General features: G+C 68.9%; 19 protein-coding genes. 10 read left to right on the plus strand and 9 right to left on the minus strand.

Going from position 1 to position 18,755, the window contains the following annotated elements; all coding sequences use genetic code 11:
• Positions 1 to 2: 2 nt before the first annotated feature.
• Positions 3 to 572, minus strand: a complete 570-nt coding sequence (locus GGQ61_RS09895) for a YqgE/AlgH family protein (protein ID WP_183771991.1) — start codon at positions 570 to 572, stop codon at positions 3 to 5.
• Positions 573 to 686: 114 nt separating this feature from the next.
• Here GGQ61_RS09895 and GGQ61_RS09900 point away from each other — a divergent pair, with 114 nt between their 5' ends.
• Complete coding sequence (locus GGQ61_RS09900) at positions 687 to 1,169, plus strand: peroxiredoxin (protein WP_183771992.1); 483 nt, start codon at positions 687 to 689, stop codon at positions 1,167 to 1,169.
• On the opposite strand, the gene GGQ61_RS09905 is transcribed toward GGQ61_RS09900, so the two are convergent.
• Positions 1,166 to 2,914, minus strand: a complete 1,749-nt coding sequence (locus GGQ61_RS09905) for an acyl-CoA dehydrogenase family protein (RefSeq protein ID WP_183771993.1) — start codon at positions 2,912 to 2,914, stop codon at positions 1,166 to 1,168. The genes GGQ61_RS09900 and GGQ61_RS09905 overlap by 4 nt on opposite strands.
• A 340-nt stretch (positions 2,915 to 3,254) precedes the next feature.
• On the opposite strand from GGQ61_RS09905, the gene GGQ61_RS22170 reads away from it, so the two are divergent.
• Positions 3,255 to 4,535, plus strand: coding sequence for a YceI family protein (locus GGQ61_RS22170; protein WP_183771994.1), 1,281 nt, complete (start codon positions 3,255 to 3,257; stop codon positions 4,533 to 4,535).
• Positions 4,466 to 5,431: an L-threonylcarbamoyladenylate synthase gene (locus GGQ61_RS09915; RefSeq protein WP_183771995.1), complete on the plus strand. Its 966-nt coding sequence runs from the start codon at positions 4,466 to 4,468 to the stop codon at positions 5,429 to 5,431. Before GGQ61_RS22170 ends, GGQ61_RS09915 begins: the two co-directional genes overlap by 70 nt.
• 136 nt (positions 5,432 to 5,567) lie before the next feature.
• Here GGQ61_RS09915 and GGQ61_RS09920 read toward each other — a convergent pair whose 3' ends face one another.
• Positions 5,568 to 6,014 carry a carboxymuconolactone decarboxylase family protein gene (locus tag GGQ61_RS09920; protein WP_183771996.1) on the minus strand — a complete coding sequence of 149 codons (447 nt, stop codon included), beginning with the start codon at positions 6,012 to 6,014 and terminating at the stop codon, positions 5,568 to 5,570.
• A gap of 727 nt (positions 6,015 to 6,741) precedes the next feature.
• On the opposite strand from GGQ61_RS09920, the gene GGQ61_RS09925 reads away from it, so the two are divergent.
• A complete protein-coding gene (locus GGQ61_RS09925; RefSeq protein ID WP_183771997.1) occupies positions 6,742 to 8,022 on the plus strand; it encodes a TY-Chap domain-containing protein in 1,281 nt (426 codons plus the stop codon).
• A 207-nt stretch (positions 8,023 to 8,229) separates the two neighbouring features.
• Entirely contained in the window at positions 8,230 to 9,120 is an 891-nt protein-coding gene (locus GGQ61_RS09930; protein ID WP_183771998.1) for a dienelactone hydrolase family protein, read from the plus strand.
• A 6-nt stretch (positions 9,121 to 9,126) separates the two neighbouring features.
• On the opposite strand, the gene GGQ61_RS09935 is transcribed toward GGQ61_RS09930, so the two are convergent.
• Positions 9,127 to 10,260 (minus strand): serine hydrolase domain-containing protein, encoded by a 1,134-nt coding sequence (locus tag GGQ61_RS09935; RefSeq protein WP_183771999.1) that lies wholly within the window; start codon positions 10,258 to 10,260, stop codon positions 9,127 to 9,129.
• 113 nt (positions 10,261 to 10,373) lie between these two features.
• On the opposite strand from GGQ61_RS09935, the gene GGQ61_RS09940 reads away from it, so the two are divergent.
• From GGQ61_RS09940 to GGQ61_RS09950, 3 genes are read left to right on the plus strand one after another with little or no spacing between them, the layout of a single operon-like run.
• Positions 10,374 to 11,783, plus strand: a complete 1,410-nt coding sequence (locus GGQ61_RS09940) for an FAD-binding oxidoreductase (protein WP_183772001.1) — start codon at positions 10,374 to 10,376, stop codon at positions 11,781 to 11,783.
• 6 nt (positions 11,784 to 11,789) lie between these two features.
• Positions 11,790 to 12,590, plus strand: a complete 801-nt coding sequence (yaaA, locus tag GGQ61_RS09945; RefSeq protein ID WP_183772003.1) for a peroxide stress protein YaaA — start codon at positions 11,790 to 11,792, stop codon at positions 12,588 to 12,590.
• A gap of 4 nt (positions 12,591 to 12,594) precedes the next feature.
• The gene (locus tag GGQ61_RS09950) at positions 12,595 to 13,392 is read left to right on the plus strand and encodes a 3-hydroxybutyrate dehydrogenase (protein WP_183772004.1); all 798 of its coding nucleotides are present in this window, start codon (positions 12,595 to 12,597) and stop codon (positions 13,390 to 13,392) included.
• Between the two features lie 24 nt (positions 13,393 to 13,416).
• On the opposite strand, the gene GGQ61_RS09955 is transcribed toward GGQ61_RS09950, so the two are convergent.
• The 3 genes from GGQ61_RS09955 to GGQ61_RS09965 all read right to left on the minus strand — a co-directional run bounded on the left by GGQ61_RS09955 (position 13,417) and on the right by GGQ61_RS09965 (position 15,155).
• Entirely contained in the window at positions 13,417 to 13,857 is a 441-nt protein-coding gene (locus tag GGQ61_RS09955) for a hypothetical protein (RefSeq protein ID WP_183772006.1), read from the minus strand.
• A 75-nt stretch (positions 13,858 to 13,932) separates the two neighbouring features.
• On the minus strand, positions 13,933 to 14,346 hold the full coding sequence (locus GGQ61_RS09960) for an HXXEE domain-containing protein (RefSeq protein ID WP_183772008.1): 414 nt from the start codon (positions 14,344 to 14,346) through the stop codon (positions 13,933 to 13,935).
• A gap of 2 nt (positions 14,347 to 14,348) precedes the next feature.
• Entirely contained in the window at positions 14,349 to 15,155 is an 807-nt protein-coding gene (locus GGQ61_RS09965; RefSeq protein ID WP_183772010.1) for a glutathione S-transferase family protein, read from the minus strand.
• Between the two features lie 132 nt (positions 15,156 to 15,287).
• Between GGQ61_RS09965 and GGQ61_RS09970 the strand changes: the two genes are divergently transcribed.
• Both GGQ61_RS09970 and GGQ61_RS09975 read left to right on the plus strand, forming a co-directional pair.
• Positions 15,288 to 16,070, plus strand: a complete 783-nt coding sequence (locus tag GGQ61_RS09970; protein ID WP_183772012.1) for an SDR family oxidoreductase — start codon at positions 15,288 to 15,290, stop codon at positions 16,068 to 16,070.
• A 239-nt stretch (positions 16,071 to 16,309) separates the two neighbouring features.
• Positions 16,310 to 17,287, plus strand: coding sequence for an NAD(P)H-dependent flavin oxidoreductase (locus GGQ61_RS09975; protein ID WP_183772014.1), 978 nt, complete (start codon positions 16,310 to 16,312; stop codon positions 17,285 to 17,287).
• An 89-nt stretch (positions 17,288 to 17,376) separates the two neighbouring features.
• Here the strand turns inward: GGQ61_RS09975 and wrbA are convergent, their stop codons facing one another.
• Both wrbA and GGQ61_RS09985 read right to left on the minus strand, forming a co-directional pair.
• On the minus strand, positions 17,377 to 17,976 hold the full coding sequence (gene wrbA, locus GGQ61_RS09980; RefSeq protein WP_183772016.1) for an NAD(P)H:quinone oxidoreductase: 600 nt from the start codon (positions 17,974 to 17,976) through the stop codon (positions 17,377 to 17,379).
• Positions 17,977 to 18,046: 70 nt separating this feature from the next.
• The gene (locus tag GGQ61_RS09985; protein ID WP_183772018.1) at positions 18,047 to 18,745 is read right to left on the minus strand and encodes a pirin family protein; all 699 of its coding nucleotides are present in this window, start codon (positions 18,743 to 18,745) and stop codon (positions 18,047 to 18,049) included.
• Positions 18,746 to 18,755 lie beyond the last annotated feature (10 nt).

The raw sequence follows: 18,755 nt of genomic DNA on the forward strand, positions 1-18,755 counted from the left end.
CGCTAGGCGCGCCCGGCGGCCGAGGACAGCAGCCGCGGATCGACGCCGATCTTCGACAGCGCCTGCGACCACTTGTTGGCGTGGTCGGCGCCGAAGATCAGCGTCTCGTCCGGTTCGCAGGTCAGCCAGACGTTATCGCGCAGCTCTCGCTCCAGTTGGCCGGGGCCCCAGCCGGCATAGCCGAGCGCCAGGGTCGAGCGGCGCGGCGGATCGCCGTGGCCCGCCATCGCCTCCAGCACTTCGCGCGTCGCCGTCAGGGCGACGCCGTCACCGACATGCAGACTGTGCTCGCCGGCCATGTAATCGTCCGTGTGCAGGACGAAGCCACGCTCGCGATCCACCGGACCGCCGAGCAGCACGAGATCGGCCGAAACCTCGATGGTCGGTTTGACGTCCAACCGCCCCAGCAGATCGGGCAGGGTCAACCCCTCGACCGGCCGGTTCACGGCGATGCCCATCGCATGGCTCGCGTCGTGGGCGCAGATGAGCACCAATGCGCGCTCGAAGCGCGGGTCGCCGATGCCGGGCATGGCGATCAGCATCTTGCCTGAAAGGAATTCGCCGTCTCCCATGCGTCGAATGTGACGCTGATCGCGGCGCTTTCAAGTCTTCGCGTTACACAAGGCCGTTGATGCCGCCGCCAAGCTCGCTATCTGGTGGGGCTGAGCTGATCAGGGAGACAGATCATGACCATCAAAGTCGGCGACAAGCTGCCCGCCGCCACCTTTTCCGCCGGGACCGCCGAAGGCCCCAAGCCGATGACGACGGACGAAATCTTCGCCGGTAAGAAGGTCGCGCTGTTCGCGGTGCCCGGCGCCTTCACTCCGACCTGTTCGGCCCGCCACCTGCCGGGCTTCAAGGATCACGCCGCCGACTTCAAGGCCAAGGGCGTCGACGCCATCGCCTGTGTGTCGGTCAACGACGCCTTCGTCATGAAGGCCTGGGGCGAGAGCCAGTCGGTGCTGGGCGATATCCTGATGCTGGGCGACGGCAACGGCGACTTCACCAAGGCCCTGGGCCTGGAGATGGACGGCTCGAAGTTCGGCATGGGCCTGCGCTCGCAACGCTACTCGATGATCGTCGAAGACGGCGTCGTGAAGGAGCTCAACGTCGAAGCCCCGGGCGAATTCAAGGTCTCGGCCGCCGACTACATGCTGGCCCAGCTCTAGGCGCCCAGGGCTTCCGCGCCGACGGCTTCGAAGTCGTCGGCGCCTTCCATCACCCCGGCCGCCAGGCCGGGGGCCTGGGCCAGGACCTGGCTGGCGAACACGCGGGCCAGGGCCGGCTTGCTCTTGCTCCAGGCGTCGTCGCCGCCGGCCACGGCCTGGGCCTGGCGCGCCAGCATCCAGCCGCCGATGACGTCGCCGGCCAGTTTCAGATAGGGCGTGGCGCCGGCCAGGGCGTTCGGCCCCTTGTTGTTCAGCACCCAGTCGGTGGCGCGTTCAAGCGCCGCCACCCCGGCCTCGAGGTAAGCGGCGACGCCGCCGAGCGCCGGATCGCCCTGCAGCGCCTGGGCCGTCTCGTGCATCTCGGCGCAGAGCGCGTCCATCACGGCCCCGTCCTGCATGGCGACCTTGCGGCCGATCAGGTCGATGGCCTGGATGCCGTTGGTGCCCTCGTAAATCGGGGCGATGCGGGCGTCGCGGTAGTGCTGGGCCGCGCCGGTCTCCTCGATGAAGCCCATACCGCCGTGAATCTGTACGCCCATCGAGGCGACTTCGACGCCGACGTCGGTCGACCACGCCTTGGCGATGGGCGTGAGCAGCTCCTGGCGGGCCTTGGCCGTGGCGCGCTCGGCCTCGCTGGAGGCCAGGCGGGCCTGGTCGGCCAGCACGCCGGTGGTCATGCAGATGCCGCGCGCGGCCTCGATCTTGGCCTTCATCAGCAGCAGTGAGCGGCGCACGTCCGGGTGGCCGTAGAGCGGGGCGGGGTATTCGGCCGACCACACGGCGCGGCCCTGCTTGCGCTCCTGGGCGAAGGCCAGGGCCTGCTGGAAGGCGCGCTCGGCGATGCCGACGCCCTGGACCCCGACCTGCAGCCGGGCGGCGTTCATCATCACGAACATATGGGCGATGCCGTTGTTGATCTCGCCGACCAACTCGGCCTTGGCACCTTCGAACAGCATCACGCAGGTGGGCGAGCCGTGGATGCCCAGCTTGTGCTCGATCGAGCCGGCGCGCAGGTCGTTGGCGACGCCGAGCGAGCCGTCGTCCAGCACCTCGCGCTTGGTGGCCAGGAACAGCGAGATGCCCTTCACGCCGGGCGGGGAGTCGGGCAGGCGGGCCAGCACCAGGTGGCAGATGTTCTCGGCCGCGTCGTGGTCGCCCCAGGTGATGAATATCTTCTGGCCGTACAGGCGATAGCCGCCGTTCCCGTCGGGCTCGGCGCGGGTGGTGACGGCGGCGAGATCCGAGCCGGCCTGCGGCTCGGTGAGGTTCATCGTCCCGGTCCATTCGCCCGAGACCAGCTTGGGCAGCACCAAGGCCTTCTGCCGCTCGGCGCCGTGCAGGTCGAGGGCCTCGATCGCGCCCTGGGTCAGCATCGGGCAGAGGCCGAAGGCCATGTTCGCGGCGTGCACCATCTCGAACACAGCCAGCTCCATGGCCTTGGTCAGGCCCTGGCCGCCATGCTCCGGATCGGCCGACAGCGAGTTCCAGCCGCCGGCGACGAAGGCCTGGTAGGCGTCGGCGAAGCCGGGGGCGGCGATCACCGCGCCGTTCTCGTAGCGGGCGCCGACCTGGTCGCCCTTGCGGTTCAGCGGCGCGAGCTGCTCTTCGGCGAACGCGCCGGCGGCCTCCAGCACGGCGGCGACCGTATCGTCATCGAGATCGGCAAAGGCGCCGGATACCAGCGCCGGATGGCCGGCGATCCGCAGCGAGAGGGCGAGGTCACGGATGGGCGCGCGATAGGACATGCTGAACTCCGATATGTCCGGCGTTCTTTAGGGGAGTGGGGGCGGCGCTCCAAGTGCTCACGGGTTGCAAAATGCAAGCGTCAGGCTGGGTAACGGTTTAAGCGGTCGTTTCCGGCCGTCGCGCCGGCGCGGCGGAGCGCCCAAGCGGCGCCGTTGCGGCCGGAGGAACGGTGCGTTGCGCGACGTGGTCCAGCCCGGGCCTAGCCAGAGGCGCCGCCCGGCCCATATGGGAATCTGGAACGCATCAGCGCCTTAGCGGCAGGTTTTCGCGGAGTCCTTCCACGAACCTGCCGGGCGGCGCCGGCGCGCTCGCAGTCGCGTCGAGTACGAGTGAGCGTCCATGTCCCAGCAGCGCAGTCGTTACAGCGCCGTCGCCATCGTCCTGCACTGGCTGATCGCCGCAGCGATCGTCTTCCAGGTCATCATCGCCTGGCGGATGGGCGGCGGGCGGACCCCCGAAGGCTTCGCGCTCGTCCAGCTCCACAAGTCGATCGGGATCACCGTCCTGCTGCTCAGCCTGGCGCGGCTGGCCTGGCGGCTGACGCATCGCCCGCCGCCGCTGCCCGTCGGCATGGCGACCTGGGAGAAGGCGCTGGCCAAGGTCGCGCACGTCGGGCTCTACGTGATCATGATCGGGCTGCCGATCACCGGTTGGATCATGGTCTCGGCGAGCCGGATCCAGGTGCCGACCCTGCTCTACGGCGCCGTCCCCTGGCCGCACCTGCCGGGCCTGGCGCATCTGGCCGAGCCGGCCAAGAGCGCCTGGCACGCGTTCGGCGAGACCGGGCACGAGGTCCTGGCCTGGGGCGCCTATCTTCTGGTGGCGCTGCACGTGGCCGGGGCGCTCAAGCACCAGCTGTTCAGCAAGGACGAGCCGGTGCTGGCGCACATGGCGCCCGGGACCAAGCCCGGCGCCTGGTTCGACCCGCGGCTGATCGGCATTGTCGTCGCCGCCCTGGCCGTGATCGGCGCCGGCTACGCGGTGCGGCCCGCGCCGCCGGCCAGCAAGCCGCTGCCGCCCCCGCCGCCGGTCGTCGAAGAGGCGCCGGTCGAGACGCCGCCGACCGCCGCGCCCGTGGCGGTCGAAACCGCGCCCGCCGCAGAAACGCCGGCTGAAGCCGCCGCGCCGTCGGCCTGGAAGGTCAGCGCCGGCTCGACCCTCGGCTTCGCCACCGCCTGGGGCGGCTCGGCCATCGAGGGCCGCTTCGACCGCTGGACCGCCGACATTCTGTTCAGCCCCGAGGCGTTGGATAAGTCAAAGGTCAGCGTCAGCATCGACCTGGCCTCGGCGGTCTCGGGCGACAGTCAACGCGACGAGTCCATGCAGGGCGCCGACTGGTTCGACGTCGCCAGCCACGCCAAGGCGACCTTCACCGCCAGCCGCTTCGAGAAGACCGGCGAGAACCGCTACGTCGCCTACGGAACCCTGACCCTGCGCGGGGTCTCCAAGCCGCAGCGGCTGCCGTTCACGCTCAAGATCGAGGGCGACAAGGCGCGCGTCAGCGGTGTAACGACCCTGGACCGCACGGCCTTTGGCGTCGGACAGGGCGAGTGGAAGAGCACCGATCAAATTCCGGCCGAGGTGAAGGTCAGCGTCAACCTGACGGCGACGCGGCGCTAGACGCCGCCGCCCAGGCGCTGCGCGACGGCCGGCTGGTCATCCTGCCGACCGAGACGGTCTATGGGCTGGCGGGCGACGCGGCGAACGCGCAGGCCGTGGCCGCGATCTTCGAGGCCAAGGGCCGGCCGAGCTTCAACCCGCTGATCTCGCACGTCGCCGACCTGGCGGCCGCGGAGAAGATCGCGATCTTCGACGACCGCGCCCGCGCCTTGGCGAAGGCGTTCTGGCCCGGTCCGCTGACCCTGGTGCTGCCGGTCGCAGACACCGACGCGGTCAGCGACCTGGGCCGCGCCGGCCTCGACACCGTGGCGGTCCGCGCGCCGGCCCATCCGCTGGCCCGGGCGCTGCTGGCGCGGTTCGGCGGGCCGGTGGTCGCCCCCTCGGCCAACCGCTCCGGGCGGCCCAGCCCGACCAACTACGCCGACGCCATGGAAGAGACCGGCGACAAGGTCGCCGCCGCCCTCGACGGCGGTCCCTGCGAGGTCGGCCTGGAGTCGACGGTGGTCGCGTTGCTCGACCAGCCGCGGCTGCTGCGGCCCGGCTCGGTGACCCGCGAGGAGATCGAGGCGGTGATCGGCCCGCTGGCCGAGGCGGAGGCCGACGCCAAGCGCTCGCCCGGCCGGCTGGCCCGCCACTATTCGCCCAAGGCGCCGGTGCGCCTGAACGTCGCCAAGCCCGAGCCGGGTGAGGCGTACCTGGCCTTCGGGCCCGGCGAGCACCGCTGGAACCTCAGCCCGACCGGCGACCTGCGCCAGGCCGCCGCCCGGCTCTTCGCCTACCTGCGCGACGCCGACCGCACCGACCCGGCCGCCATCGCCGTCGCCCCGATCCCGCACGAGGGCCTGGGCGAAGCGATCAACGACCGCCTGAAGCGCGCGGCGGGGTTTGTCGGGTAGGGGGCCGCTTGACGCAGACACGTTCCCGCCAAGGTTGGGGAGGGGCGTCGGGCTGGGCTGCCAGGGGCCGCTATGCGCCATCACCGGACGATCCGGCATGTAGGCCGCGCCGCAAGCCAGCTACGGCGGATGTCCCCTAGCCCTTCGCTGATACCGGCAGCCGAAACGGTGCGCCCAATCGGTTAAAGGCGTTCATGGCCGCAATCGCTATCGTCAGGTCCACGAGATCCTTCGGCTCGAACGCCGCCGATGCCGCCGTGTAGGCCTCGTCGGACGCATGTGTTTCGCTAACGCGGGTCACTTCCTCGGCCCAGGCCAGAGCCGTCCGTTCTATGTCTGAAAAGAGGTGCGGAACCTCATCCCATACCGGAACGAGTGTGATCTTCTCGACGGACATGGTCTTGCGCAGATCGCGGGCGTGCAGGTCGATGCAATGGGCGCAGCCGTTGATCTGCGACACCCGAAGGAACACCAGGTGGATCAGCTCCGCTGGCAGGTTGGTCCGCGTCACCACGTAGTGGTGCACGCCGTAGAGCGCCTTCGCTCCCTCCGGGGCGACTTCAGACCAATTCAACCGCGTCATTTGGATCTCCTGTCATAGACTGTGATCAGAAGACGTTCGGTGGGGCCTCGTTGTGACATGGGCATCGGTGGATACGTCATCTCACGCTGGGAGCAGGTCCGCTTTCAACCCTTTGCGTGGCGCGTGAAGTTGCACGGAGAGTTGACCGCATCTCTGGCAGATTGAGCGATACGTCCGCTAACCGGAGATTTGAGGTCCGGTGGTCCCGAATGCGCCAACAGCCGACCTTGGCTCGCTTCCCGAAGCAGACGCGCGACCGGTTTGCGCGCCATGATAAGCTTAGCAAGAGCGGGAGCCTCTGGCGCAAGTAGCCGCTGCAGGCAATTGTCAGTGCGAGAGCTTGCGTGATCAGTGAACCCTTGGATCACCGCACTTGGCGGTAGGTGAGGCGTGGCATGTACGTACCATTACCGCTGTTCATCATGCGCCGGTTGGTTCGGCAGAACCCGTGGCTGCTAGCCGAGAGCGGGTCCACACGTCGATCCGCCACTCTGGTGCTTGGCCCACTGGAGCTTGAGGTCGAGACGGAGACGATCCTCACAGCTGGCCAGAAAGCCAAGCTCCAAGCAGAGGCGGACGCCGGAATTCTCTTCAAGAGGAGCTAGATCTGCTCGCACTAGATGCACTCGGGTCGACAAGGAAAGCAGATGGATCTTGGCGACTGCATCGTGCGGATCGAAGCCCAGGATGCGCCCGCCTTTGACGTACGAGAGCTGCAATAAAAAGCATGGCTCACGAAGAAGACCTTATCACTGAGGTGCGCGACCTCTTGGCCGACCAGCTTGCCAAGATCGAGTCTAACCGCTCGCTCGCCAGAAAGAGGAGGTCACCCTTCCTCATAGCGTCGATTGAGGGGAGCGACGCGTATGTGCAAGCGCTCGCCTCTCACAAGGGCAGATGGCTCTGGCTCGAGGTAGCGTCGGCGCAGTCGGCGCCGGCGCTTAGCTCCGTTCTTACAAGACCTCGCAAGAACGCCCTGAAGGCGCTCGGCTTCGAGCGCCCTGTCGCTGGGACTACCAATCAATGGCTGTGTATTCGTGGCGGCACCTTAGCGAAGCAGCGCAAGGCCGCGGCCGTGTTGGCGGAAGTCCTCGTCAAGGTTTTCGGCCTGCGCGACATCAGCAAGATGGATGTGGAGGTTCATCTGCTGGAAAACCAAGGCGGGGTAGTCACTTACGCGATGCAGGACGTTCAAGGGGATGCGGCGTCTCGGCATGCGAGTCCGGGCGCGCCCGTCTACCCTTTCGGAACTTGGGCTGTTGAAGTTGATGGCGAGGCGGGTGTTCGCCTCTATGACGTACGTGAGGGTTGTGAAGATCTGCAGACCGGCCTTGCTGCGCAGGGCTTGAGGGTCCTCTGCGCGACGCGTCTGAGGCAAGGCGCCAGTCAGACTCCGCTAAAGCCGTGGCAGCCCACGCGGGTGGATTACGGGGAAGAACTCTGCGGCTATAGGTTCGACCCGATGGCGCGCTGCTGGCGACCGGTGGACCAGCCGTTTACCCCGCCGGCGAGCAGTCCTCTGCAGGGGGTTGAGCTTCGGCTTACCACCAAATTGCCGAAGGCGGGGTGGCTACCCGTTCGCCTTGAGGCTGGAGATATCAATCTCGAGTTCGACGTGAGCAACGTCTTCGATCCGTTCTATCCGCAACCAGACCCATTAGCTTCCGAGAACTGGGTCGCTTGGCTAAAAGCCATTGCCGAAGGCGGTAATCCTCGGCTGGTGATCAACCTTGAGGGCGAAATCCTCGAGCTTCACGTGCTGGAGCCTGACATGTCCACCGTACGGTTCCTCGCCGCACGAGGGTGGCGGGATGGCTGGCGCCCCGAGTTCGACGTGCGGGTCCCGAGACGTTCTTTGGTCGATGCGCTCTACCGACCTTTGCTTGAACTCTGGGAGTCCGACGCCTTCACGGCTGGGTGGCGGAATTGGTGCTTCGAAGGCAGCGATAACGATTATCCTGCTCCTTGGAGCATACGTTCAAACCTGCTCGACGCTTGGCTACGCTAATTTGCTTTCGCTACTCTCTAGAGCCACCGGGCTGCGGTGGGCAGCCAAGCTGGTCTGGATAAGAGCTATAGCCCAGCAGGGACAATATCCCTGAACGTGGTGGCCAAATCGGTTTGGACCTGGCGACAAGCCCCTCAGGTGTTTCCCCGCCGGACGTGAGGGCGCGTCAGGATAGCCCTGCAGCGGCGGCGGCCGAAGCTGGTGGCGATGTCGGACAAGTCCAAACGCCGCTCTCGCCTGGGCCGCGTCGCCAAGCTGCTGTTGCTGGCGGCCGGGGTGATCGCGCTCTTGGCCGCGGCGGCGATCGCGGCCTATGTCTGGAAGGGCTCGCACCCGTCATTCCTGGCGCCGCAGCCGCGGGCGGCGCACGCCAAGTTCATGGCTTCGGGCCTGACGCTGCACACCCCGCCGGGCGCGGGCCCGTTCCCGACCGTGCTGCTCGTCCCCGGCTGCGGCGGCATCAGCAACGGCCGGGGCCCCAACCCGATCATGGACGAGTATGCGCAATCGGCGCTGCAGGCCGGCTGGGCGGCGGCGGTGCTCGACAGCTACGGGCCGCGCGGCTGGGACCCGGAGTGGGCGCGCCGGCGGGTCTGCGCCGGGGCGCGGCTGCAGGGGCTGTTTCGCACCGCCGACATCCTGGCGGGCCTCGACCTGCTGGCGAAGGACCCGCGCGTCGACCACCGCCACGTGCGCGTCGCCGGCTGGAGCCATGGCGGCTGGGCGCTCGGCGACCTGGTCACCCTGCATGGCGACGAGGACTTCCAGCAGACCATGGCCGGGGTCGAGGCGATCCGCCTGACCTATCCGTTCTGCGCGCCGCCGGCCCGCGGCGGGCGCCGCGACTGGACCTGGCGCGGCGGCGTGGACCTGGTGATGGCCCAGCGCGACGCAGTCCAGCCCCCGGCTGGCTGCACGCGCCTGATCGAGCGGGCCAAGGCGGCCGGGGCCAAGGTCACGGTCATGACGGTTCCCGGCGTCACCCACGCCTTCGACGAGCGGGTGCAGAGCCCGGACTCGGCCTTCCGCTTCGATCCCGCCGCCACCGCCAAGGTCCACCAGCAGTTCATCGGCTGGCTGCAGACCCCGGCGCGCTAGGACGGGCTACTCCGCGTAGACCGCCCGCTCGAAGGCTTCGAAGGCGGCCAGCATGCCGGGGTCGGCGAAGGGCAGGAACTGGCCGCAGAGCATGCCGGCGACGCCGCTGGCCGGGTCAGCCCAGTAGTAGCAGTTGGCGAGGCCGCCCCAGGCGAGGCTGCCCGCGCGGCGCATGCCGGGGACGTCGGCCTCGTTGCGCAGGAAGCCCAGGGTCCAGGTCTTGGGCGTGCCGGGCATCGGGCGGAAGTCGAGGCTGATCGGGGCCATGGCGGTGGAAAGGTCGCCGGCCGGGATGGCGCTGTCGGCCTGGCGCAGCCAGGCGAGCGTCCTGGGGCCCAGCACGCCGCCGCCGTCTTCGGCGAGCACGGCGCGAAGGAACTTCAGGTAGTCGGGCGCGGTGGAGCGCAGGCCGCCGCCGCCATAGTAGATCGGCGACGAGGGCAGGTGCGGCGCGGGGATGAAGGCGCCGTCGGGGCCGCGGTGGTGCATGCCGGCCGCGCGGGCCTCAAGTTCGGGGGGCGCGACGAAGGCGGTGTCGCTCATGCCGAGCGGGCCGGTGATGTGCTGGGCGACATAGGCGTCGAGGCCTTGGCCGCTGGCCTGCTCGACCAGCCAGCCGACCGCGTCGACGCCGATGCCGTACTGCCAGCCCTCGCCCGGATCGAAGGCCAGCACCGGCGCGGCCGGGGCGCTTTCCATCAGGCTGCCGCCGACGTGGGCGTAGTAGCGGGCGAGGTCGGCGTGGAAGAAGTCGTAGGCCAGACCCGAGGTGTGGGTCAGCAGGTTGCGCAGGGTCAGCGGCTTGGCGGCCGGGCGCAGGCGCGGCGCGCCGTCGGGGCCGAAGCCCTCCAGCACCTGCGGCGCGGCGAGGTTGGGCAGCCGCTCGCCGACCGGCGCGTCGAGATCGAGCACCCCGCGCTCGACCAGCTGCAAGGCCGCGGCCGAGGTGATCGCCTTGGTGCACGAGGCGATCCAGAAGGTGTCGTCCGGCGCCATCGGCGTCGGGTCCGCCGCGCCGCGCACGCCGGCGGCGAAGTAGGTGTCCGTCCCGTCGGCGCGGGCGACGGCGGCGGTCAGGCCGGGGGCCGCGCCCCTGGCCACGGCGTCATCGAGCAGCGCCTGAATGGTCTGCGATCCCATGTTTCCTCCCCGGCCTCTCGTGAGGCTCTCGTGGGCCGCCAGCGGGGCCGATCGGCGGGAGGCTGTCAACGGGCGATGTTGGCGGCGCGCCTCCGCGGGCCTAGGGTCGCGGCATGACCGCTTCCGTTCCTGCCGACGTGATCTCCCGCCTCAAGGCCGTGCTGGGCGAGGGCGGCTGGAGCCAGGATCCTGAGCGGCTGGCGCCCAAGCTGGTGGAGTGGCGCGACCGCTGGCAGGGGAACACGCCGTTCCTGGCGCTGCCCAAGACCACCGCCGAGGTCGCCGCGGTGATCGGCGTCTGTGCGGAGTCCGGGACGCCGGTGGTGCCGCAGGGCGGCAATACCGGCCTGGTCGGCGGGCAGATCCCGCTGGGGGAGATCCTGCTGTCGACCGAGCGGATGCGGGCGATCCGCGACGTCGACGCCTTCGACGACGTGCTGGTGGCCGAGGCGGGCGTGACCCTGCAGGCCGCGCACGAGGCGGCGCTGGCGAAAGGGCGGCGCTTCCCGCTGGACATCGCCTCGCAAGGGACGGCGACCATCGGCGGCATCATCTCGACCAACGCCGGCGGCACGGCGGTGCTGCGCTATGGCGCCACCCGCGAACTGGTGCTGGGGCTTGAGGCGGTGCTGCCCAACGGCGAGATCTGGAATGGGCTGAAGCGCCTGCGCAAGGACAACACCGGCTATGACCTCAAGCAGCTGCTGATCGGGGCGGAGGGGACGCTGGGGGTGGTCACCGCCGCCAGCCTGAAGCTGTTCCCGGTGCTGGTCTCGCGCGCCACCGCCATCGCCGCAGTCGAAAATCCGGAAGCCGCAATCCAGCTGCTGGCGCGGGCCAAGGACGCGGCCGGCGGGGCGGTCGAGGCGTTCGAGCTGATGGGACGGCGCGGGATCGACTTCGTGCTCAAGAACATCCCGAACCAGCGCGATCCGCTGAGCGAAATCCATCCCTGGTACGTGCTGATCGAGATCGCCTCGGGCGAGCCGGGCGCGGCCGAGAGCGCCATGGAGCGGCTGCTGGGCGCGGCGCTGGAGGACGGGCTGGTGCGCGACGCCGCGGTCGCTCAGAGCCAGGCGCAGGCCCAGGCGTTCTGGTCGGTGCGCGAAAACCAGTCGCCAGGTCAGAAGCCGGAAGGGGCGACCTGGAAGCACGACGTCTCGGTCCCGGTCAGTCGGGTGGCCGACTTTCTGAACCAGGCGACGGCGCGGATGGAGGCGCTCGTTCCCGGCGCCCGCGTCACCGCCTTCGGCCATGTCGGCGACGGCAACATCCACTACGACGTGATCCGCCCGGACGGCGGCGACGACGCCGCGCATTCGGCGCTGCGCGGCGAGGGCTCGCGCATCGTCCACGACATCGTGGCCTCGATGGGCGGCTCGATCTCGGCCGAGCATGGGCTGGGGTCGATGAAGACCGAGGAGGCGAGGCGCTACAAGTCGCCGGTCGAGGTTGCGGCGCTCTCGGCGATCCGGCTAAGCCTGGACCCGAAGCGGATCATGAATCCGCGAGTCCATTTCTGAGTCCCCATGCTGATCGTCATCTCTCCCGCCAAGGCGCTCGACTTCACGCGACCGGACGGCGCCGCGCCGATGACGACGCCGCAGATGGCCGACGACATCGCCGAGCTGAGCGTCGCGGCCAAGAAGCTGAAGGTCTCGGACCTGAAGAAGATGATGGACCTGTCGGACAAGCTCGCCGAGCTGAACCGCGAGCGGTTCGCCGCCTTCGATCCGGCGATGGAGGACGGCCTGCAGGCGGCGTTCGCCTTCAACGGCGACGTCTATTCGGGGCTGAAGGCGCGGGAGCTGAACAAGAAGGGCCTGAACTACGCCCAGAAGCACCTGCGCATCCTGTCGGGGCTGTACGGCGTGCTGCGGCCGCTGGACGCGATCCAGCCTTACCGCCTGGAGATGGGGGTGCGGATCAAGACCAAGCGCGGCGCCAGCCTCTACGATTTCTGGGGCGACAAGATCTCGGCCGCGTTGAACGAGGCAGGGCGCGGGCATAAGGACCCGACGCTGGTGAACTGCGCCAGCCAGGAATATTTCGGCGCGGTCGACCGTGCGGCGATCAAGCTGCCGGTGGTGACGGCCAAGTTCTTCGAGGAGAAGGACGGGTCGTCGAAGATCATCTCGTTCTACGCCAAGAAGGCGCGCGGGCTGATGGCGCGTTACGCCATCGACCACGGCGTCGAGAAGGCCGAGGATCTGAAGGCCTTCGACAGCGAGGGCTACCGTTTCCAGAAGAGCGCTTCGAGCGACACCGAATGGGTGTTCTCGCGGCCCCAGCCTCCGCCGCCGTCGGCGGCCAAAAAGCAGAAGGACTGATCGGATGGCCGTGGACTATGGGCTGCAGGGCCATGTGGCCGTCATTACCGGGTCCACCAGCGGCATCGGTCAGGCGCTCGCCGCCGCGCTGGCCGAGCAGGGGGTGAACGTCGTCCTCAACGGCTTCGGCGACCCGGCCAAGATCGAGGCCGACCGCGCTGCGCTGCAGGCGCGGACCAATGCGGCGATCCGCTACCACGGCGCGGACATGACCAAGCCGGACGAGATCACCGACCTGATCGAGTACGCGGTGCGCGAGTTCGGCCGGCTGGACATCCTGGTCAACAACGCCGGCATCCAGCACGTGGCCCCGGTCGACGAGTTCCCGCCGGAGAAGTGGGACGCGCTGATCGCGATCATCCTGTCCTCGACCTTCCACGCCAGCCGCGCGGCGATCCCGATCATGAAGGCGCAGGGCCGCGGGCGGATCGTCAACATCGCCTCGGCCCATGGGCTGGTCGCCTCGCCGTTCAAGGCCCCTTACGTGGCGGCCAAGCATGGGGTGGTCGGCTTCACCAAGGGCCTCGGCGTCGAGCTGGCGCGGACTGGCGTCACCGCCAACGCCATCTGCCCCGGCTATGTGAAGACCCCGCTGATCGAGGCGCAAATCGTCGACCAGGCCAAGACCCGCGGCATCCCCGAGGACCGGGTGATGGAGGAGGTGATCCTGGCCGCCCAGCCGACCAAGAAGTTCGTCGAGTACGAACACCTGGCCGGGATGCTGCTCTATCTGGTGTCGGACATGGGCGCCTCGGCGACCGGCGCGGCCATGGTGGTGGACGGCGGCTGGACGGCGACCTGAGACGGGCCGCCGCCCCCGACGGATCTACTTCTTGAAGGTCAGTTCGCGGGCGGTGAGGCCGCCGCGCAGGACGCGGACCTGTTCGCGTGAGACCGCGGCCTGGTTGCTCTTGGGCACGCTGCCGAAGGCCTTGGCCATGACGGCTTCGCCCTCTTCGAGGCTGCGGTCGAACACGGCCATGTTCTTGTACTGGATCATCAGGATGACGTCGGCCTCGCCGTCGCGCGGAGAGTCGATCGCCAGCACGCGATAGTCGAGGACGTCGCCGCGGGCCTTCTCGGCTTCCTGGATGCTGCGCCAGGTGGAGTTCAGGTAGGACATGTAGTCGTCGAACATGCCGGGCTTGGTCTCGATGTAGGAAATCTGCCAGACCGGACCAAGGTCGTAGGTCCTGGGCGCGTTCTGGGCCATGGCCGAGCCAGCCATCGCCAAGGCCAGAGCGGCCGAAACGAGCATCGTCTTCACGCGAACTCTCCCTCTGTGTTTCGCGCGAAGCCCGCGCGAGGGGGAGCATGCTCTGCTGTATTTCAAAGAACAACGTTACTCAGGTTGTGGCGGCCTGCGCAGGGCCCACAGCACCCAGATCGAGACCGGCAGGTTGACCAGCACGGCGGTGATCGCGCCCGGGGCATAGCCGCCAGCGGCCCAGGCTGCGGTCAGGTGCGGCACGGGCACGTTGAGCAGCAGAACCACGGCTGTCGCCTTCAAGGCGAAAATCTTGCTCGAGCCAGAGACCCCCGTCGCCGCCCAGGCGGCCAAGCCCCCCACCGCCAGGGTCAGGAAGGTCAGGGCCAGAGCGAACACCGCCGGCTGCGGCCGCCACCAGCTCACGCCGTAGGCGTCGAGTATAGACTCGACCTGGCCGCGGAGCAGGGCGTAGGCGAGTCCCTCCTCAAGGTTGTGCAGGGCGAGGGCGGCGATCAGCGCCAGCCCGGCGATGCGGCGGCGGCCCATCCCTAGCCGCCGGGACGGGGCCCGAAGTCGGGACTGAAGCGGATGTTGTCCTTGGCCAGGCCGTCGATGACGACCTGGGCGCCGCCGCTCTTGATCATCCATTCGAGGCGGTGGTCGCGGTACTCGCGCTTGAACAGCCCCTGGCGCACGAGCTCGGCGACATTGGGCATGGTCGCGGCGCGCGAGGAGGCGGCGGCCTCCTCCGCCGTGCGGGCGACCGAACTTCGGGCGTTGGCGCGCTCCAGCCAGGCGGCGAGCTTCGAGCCCTTGTCCGGCGGCAGGCCGTGGCCGACCGAGCCGTTGAGATAGGGCGCGACGGCGAGGTCCCCCCAGCCGAAAGTCTCGCCGTTGAACCAGGGCCGGTCGTCCAGCTGGCTCTCCAGCCAGCCGAACCAGCGACGGGTCTGGGCGGCGGCTCTGGCCAGCAGGGTGCGCTCCAGCTCGCCCTCGGTGCGCCGGAACCAGCGGATCTCCGACAGGCCCCAGTTGATCGCCTCGAAATGGGTGTCCATCGCCTCTTCCAGCATCCGCACGCGGGCGCGTTCGGCCGGAGCGGCGGGCAGCAGCGGCGGGTCGGGCCAGCGGTCCTCGACGTATTCGAGGATGATGGTCGAGTCGAAGATGCGGACCTCGCCGTCGACCAGGGCCGGGACCTCGGCGCGGGGATTGGCCTCGAGAAACTCGCCGGCCGCGCCGCCGGCCCCGAGCCCGCCGGGCGTCAGGGTCTCGAACGGCTGGCCCTTCTCGCGCAAGGCGATCTTGACCTTCTGGGCGTAGGGCGACAGCGGGTGGTCGTAGAGCTTGAGCATGGCGCGGCTCCCTGCAGCGGCATGATCGAGCCGCGCTTGCGCCACGGAAGTCAACCGGGGCGCCTTGACGGCCCCCGCGGAAGGCCGCTCCTTGTGTCCCCAACAAACGTTTGAAAAACGAGGGAGGCGCTCGTGGCCTACAAACCATTCGACCTGACCGGCAAGGTGGCGCTGGTCACCGGCGGCAACGGCGGCATCGGCTTCGGCATGGTCGAGGCCATGGCCCAGGCCGGCGCCGACATCGTCATCTGGGGCTCGAACGCCGGCAAGAACGCCGATGCGGCCGAGAAGCTCAAGGCCACCGGCGTGCGGGTGCTGACCCAGGTGGTCAACGTCGCCGACGAGGAAGCCGTGCGGGCCGGCATGGTCGAGGCGGTCAGCAAGATGGGCCGGGTCGACACCGTGGTCGCCAACGCCGGCATCGGCGGCGGCGCCAAGTCGTTCGCCGAGTTCCCCACCGACACCTATCGCAAGGTGCTGTCGGTCAATCTCGACGGGGTGTTCTTCACCTTCCGCGAGGCCTGCAAGCACATGGTCGAGCGCGCGGGCCAGGGCGATCACGGCGGCTCGCTGGTCGCGATCTCGTCCCTGTCGGCGCTGGACGGCGCGGCGCGCAACGAAGCCTATGCGGCGACCAAGGGCGCGCTGATCCCGATGATCCGGGCGATCGCGGTCGAGCACGCCCGCTATGGCGTGCGCGCCAACTGCATCCTGCCCGGCTGGATCGCCACCGACATGACCGCCGGCGCGCAGGACAACGACAAGTTCAACGACAACGTCATCAAGCGGGTGCCGATGCGCCGCTGGGGCAAGCCGGCCGACTTCGGCGGGATGGCGGTCTATTTCGCCTCGGACGCCTCCGCCTTCCACACCGGGGACTCGGTGCTGATCGACGGCGGCTACGCGATCTTCTGATCTGCACTGGCTGTCATCCCGGTTTCGCCGTCAGGCGAAGACCGGGACCCATTGCCGCCTGATCACGATGGAAGGGCGCGGCGGAGCCGCATCCTGACCTATCTGGTGTTCATGGGTCCCGGTCTTGCTGCGCAAACCGGGGTGACACCTTTGCGGCGACGATGAATGACGTCGGGTCATAGTTTCCTTGGCGCTCGCCCGGCGCCATCCTCCCGGCCATAAAATTCGGGAGGATTTCGATGAGCCTGCATACTCCGCTGTGCGATCTCTTGGGTGTGAAGCACCCGATCATGCTGGCCGGGATGGGCGGCGTCTCCTACGCCGAGCTGGTGGCCGCGGTGTCCAACGCCGGCGGCTATGGCGTGCTGGGCATGGCCGGCCGCACTCCGGAATTCATCCGCGACGAGATGCGCAAGGTGAAGTCGCTGACCGACAAGCCGTTCGGCGTCGATCTGCTGGCTGCGTCGCCTGAGAGCCTGACCGCCTCGGTCGAAATCATCATCGAGGAAGGCGCTTCGTCCTTCGTGGCGGGCCTCGGCGTGCCGATGCCGATCATGGAGAAGCTGAAGAAGGCCGGCCTCAAGGTCATGGTCGTCTGCGGGGCGGTGAAGCACGCGGTGAAGGCCGAGCAGGCCGGCTGCGACGCGGTCATCTGCCAGGGCGGCGAGGGCGGCGGCCATACGGGGCTGGTCGGCACCATGCCGCTGGTGGCCCAGGCGGTCGAGGCGGTTAAGATCCCGGTGGTGGCGGCCGGGGGCCTCTATGACGGCCGGGGCCTGGCGGCGGCCCTGACCCTGGGCGCGACCGGCGTCTGGATGGGCACCCGGTTCATCGCCTCGCAGGAGGCGCACGCCGGCGAGCTTTACCGCCAGGCGATCCTGGAGGCGGCCGACGAGGACACCATTCGCACCCGCTCGTATTCGGGCAAGCCGATGCGGGTGAAGAAGAACCCCTATGTCGAGGAATGGGAGACGCGTCCGCAGGACATCCAGCCCTTCCCGATGCAGGCGATGCTGTCGACCCGCGAGGGCGTAATGGGCGGCATCGGCGGGCAGATCGAGGGCCTGGACCCCGACCGATCGTGCTTCGCCATGGGCCAGTCGGCCGGGGGCGTGCACGAGGTGCTGCCGGCGGCGACGATCGTCGCCAACCTGATCAAGGAAGCCGAGGCGGCCATCGACCGCACGGCCAAGCTGCGCGCCGGCGTGCCGGCCTAAGACGAAAAAGAGCCCGCCCCCGGGGCTGGCGGGGACGGGCTCGGCGTTGCGGCGGAAGGGGTGTGCGCCTTCCGCCGGCGTTCCGGACGCTACGCTGCGACCTTGGCCGCAATCTGGGCCAGGTGGCGGCCTTGGAAGCGCGCGCCGTCCAGTTCGTTGGCGCTGGGCTGGCGCGAACCGTCCCCAGCGGTGATGGTCGAGGCGCCGTAAGGGCTGCCCCCGGTGATCTCATCCAGCTTCATCTGGCCGGCCCAGGCGTATGGCAGGCCGACGATCACCATGCCGTGGTGCAGCAACTGGGTGATGGTCGAGATGATCGTGGTTTCCTGGCCGCCGTGCTGCGTGGCGGTGGAGGTGAAGACGCCGCCGACCTTGCCGACCAGGGCGCCCTTGGCCCACAGGCCGCCGGTCTGATCCCAGAACGCGGCCATCTGCGAGGCCATGCGGCCGTAGCGGGTGCCGACCCCGACGATGATCGCGTCGTAGTTCGTCAGGTCCTCGACCGTGGCGATCGGGGCTTCCTGGTCGAGCTTGTAGCCCGAGGCCTTGGCCAGCTCGTCGGAGACGGTCTCCGGCACGCGCTTGATGTCGACGGTCGCGCCGGCCTCGCGGGCGCCTTCGGCGACCGCCTTGGCCATGGTTTCGATGTGGCCGTAGGTCGAGTGGTAGAGCACGAGGACTTTGGTCATCGGGGTTCCTGGCTTTTGGTCTGAGAAAAGGGGCGGCCCGGACGGGGGAGCGTCCGGGCCGGAGTTTGCGTCAGGCGGCGTCGACAAGGACGAGTTCGGAGTCCTCAAGCGCCGTGACGCGGATGGTCGCTTCGTCGCGGATGGCCAAGCCGTCGCGGGCGTTGGCCTTCACGCCATTGACCTCGATCGCGCCGGTGGCGGGCACGAGGTAGGCGTAGCGGCCTTCGCCGAGCTGGTACTCGGTGGTCTCGCCAGCCTTCAGCGTGGCGCCGGCGACGCGGCCGTCGGCGCGGATCGGCAGGGCGCCTTCGTCGCCGTCGATGCCGCTGGCCAGGGTCACGAACTTCCCGGAGCGGTCGCCCTTGGGGAAGGGTTTGGCGCCCCAGGAGGGCTCGCCGCCGGCCTTGGTCGGCAGGATCCAGATCTGGAACAGCGTCGTGTCTTCGTTCTCGACGTTGTACTCGGCGTGACGGATGCCCGAGCCCGCGCTCATCACCTGCACGTCGCCCGCCTCGGTCCGGCCCTGGTTGCCCAGGCTGTCCTGGTGGGTGATCGCCCCGGTGCGGACGTAGGTGATGATCTCCATGTTCGCATGCGGGTGCGGCGGGAAGCCGGAGTTCGGGGCGATCTTGTCGTCGTTCCAGACGCGCAGGGCGCCCCAGCTCATCCGCTTCGGGTCGTGGTAGTCGGCGAACGAGAAGTGATGCTTGGCGTCGAGCCAGCCGTGGTTGGCGCCGCCGAGGGTGTTGAAGGGTCGAATGTCGATCATCTTCGGTACT

This window comes from Phenylobacterium haematophilum (assembly GCF_014196295.1).
GTDB lineage: Bacteria > Pseudomonadota > Alphaproteobacteria > Caulobacterales > Caulobacteraceae > Phenylobacterium > Phenylobacterium haematophilum.

Excerpts from the sequence above, each read along its gene's own strand:
- GGQ61_RS09895 (WP_183771991.1), bottom strand. The coding sequence starts at position 572 with ATGGGAGACGGCGAATTCCTTTCAGGCAAGATGCTGATCGCCATGCCC.
- GGQ61_RS09900 (WP_183771992.1), top strand. The coding sequence starts at position 687 with ATGACCATCAAAGTCGGCGACAAGCTGCCCGCCGCCACCTTTTCCGCC.
- GGQ61_RS09905 (WP_183771993.1), bottom strand. The coding sequence starts at position 2,914 with ATGTCCTATCGCGCGCCCATCCGTGACCTCGCCCTCTCGCTGCGGATC.
- GGQ61_RS22170 (WP_183771994.1), top strand. The coding sequence starts at position 3,255 with ATGTCCCAGCAGCGCAGTCGTTACAGCGCCGTCGCCATCGTCCTGCAC.
- GGQ61_RS09920 (WP_183771996.1), bottom strand. The coding sequence starts at position 6,014 with ATGACGCGGTTGAATTGGTCTGAAGTCGCCCCGGAGGGAGCGAAGGCG.
- GGQ61_RS09925 (WP_183771997.1), top strand. The coding sequence starts at position 6,742 with ATGGCTCACGAAGAAGACCTTATCACTGAGGTGCGCGACCTCTTGGCC.
- GGQ61_RS09930 (WP_183771998.1), top strand. The coding sequence starts at position 8,230 with ATGTCGGACAAGTCCAAACGCCGCTCTCGCCTGGGCCGCGTCGCCAAG.
- GGQ61_RS09935 (WP_183771999.1), bottom strand. The coding sequence starts at position 10,260 with ATGGGATCGCAGACCATTCAGGCGCTGCTCGATGACGCCGTGGCCAGG.
- GGQ61_RS09940 (WP_183772001.1), top strand. The coding sequence starts at position 10,374 with ATGACCGCTTCCGTTCCTGCCGACGTGATCTCCCGCCTCAAGGCCGTG.
- yaaA (WP_183772003.1), top strand. The coding sequence starts at position 11,790 with ATGCTGATCGTCATCTCTCCCGCCAAGGCGCTCGACTTCACGCGACCG.
- GGQ61_RS09950 (WP_183772004.1), top strand. The coding sequence starts at position 12,595 with ATGGCCGTGGACTATGGGCTGCAGGGCCATGTGGCCGTCATTACCGGG.
- GGQ61_RS09960 (WP_183772008.1), bottom strand. The coding sequence starts at position 14,346 with ATGGGCCGCCGCCGCATCGCCGGGCTGGCGCTGATCGCCGCCCTCGCC.
- GGQ61_RS09965 (WP_183772010.1), bottom strand. The coding sequence starts at position 15,155 with ATGCTCAAGCTCTACGACCACCCGCTGTCGCCCTACGCCCAGAAGGTC.
- GGQ61_RS09975 (WP_183772014.1), top strand. The coding sequence starts at position 16,310 with ATGAGCCTGCATACTCCGCTGTGCGATCTCTTGGGTGTGAAGCACCCG.
- wrbA (WP_183772016.1), bottom strand. The coding sequence starts at position 17,976 with ATGACCAAAGTCCTCGTGCTCTACCACTCGACCTACGGCCACATCGAA.
- GGQ61_RS09985 (WP_183772018.1), bottom strand. The coding sequence starts at position 18,745 with ATGATCGACATTCGACCCTTCAACACCCTCGGCGGCGCCAACCACGGC.